This window comes from Arthrobacter sp. Y3223164 (assembly GCF_059091005.1).
On the sequence record NZ_JBNHGF010000698.1, the window covers coordinates 1 to 817 of the forward strand.

The following is an 817-nucleotide window of genomic DNA, read 5'->3' on the forward strand; positions in this document are numbered from 1 at the left end:
GGGCCCGGCCGGCCGCGGAACAGGGCGGCATGGGCCGCCGTGCCCAGCAGGGTCACGCTGGCCTCGGGATAGGCGGCAGCCAGCGACTCGAGTGCCGGAACCGAAAAAAGCACGTCGCCCAGCCCTCCGCCCCGGAGCACCGCAATCTTCCGCACCCCCTCGAAGGGCTCCAACACCGGCCCAATGCCCCGGCCATGCCGGGCCTCGGTACTGAGCCTCTGGCCACCGAAAGCGGCGCCGCCTGTGGGAGAACCAGCCATCTCCACCTCCTGGATTAACGTTCCGCCTGCGGCGCAGCCACCCGGCGCGCGGGTGCCGTGCCTGCCGCAACCCCCTGGGCCCGCCCCCGCGGGCCCCTCGTGAACTTCACCCTAAGGTGCATTCGAGCCGCTGGCCAGAGCCGGAACCGGGACCGGAGGCAGGAACCGGCCCGCAGGAACCGCCCGCACCGGGCGTCCTGAAACCGGCAGCGTGTCTGAAACCGGCGGCGTGTCTGAAACCGCGCGATGGGGGGTAGGGAACCAGTACCACGCATTGTTGCCGGTGTTGCGTGCCGCGATGGGCACTGCACCGCCGCCGCGTGACAGTGGACTTTGGCCAGACACCAATGGGCAGGCCCAGGCCGCCTTGGAGGGGAGGAGCAATATGACCACCGATTCCGATACCGCCCGGGACCTTGCCTTACTGGAGGTGCACGACCCGCGGGACGGCAGCCTGGTGGGCGTGCTGGAGGAAACAAGCTCCGACGAGGTGCGGGCGGCCGTCGCCGCTGCCAAGGCGGCCCAACCAGGCTGGGCAGCCACCGACGCTGCCGCCC

At 71.1% G+C, this 817-nt stretch carries 1 protein-coding gene; it reads right to left on the reverse strand.

Translation table 11 applies throughout. The annotated features are described in order from the left end of the window. Window positions 1-260, reverse strand: a 260-nt coding sequence (locus tag AC5RUJ_RS17480) for a glycosyltransferase family 9 protein (protein WP_494156405.1), incomplete at its 3' end; no start/stop codon positions are given. Window positions 261-817: the final 557 nt, after the last annotated feature.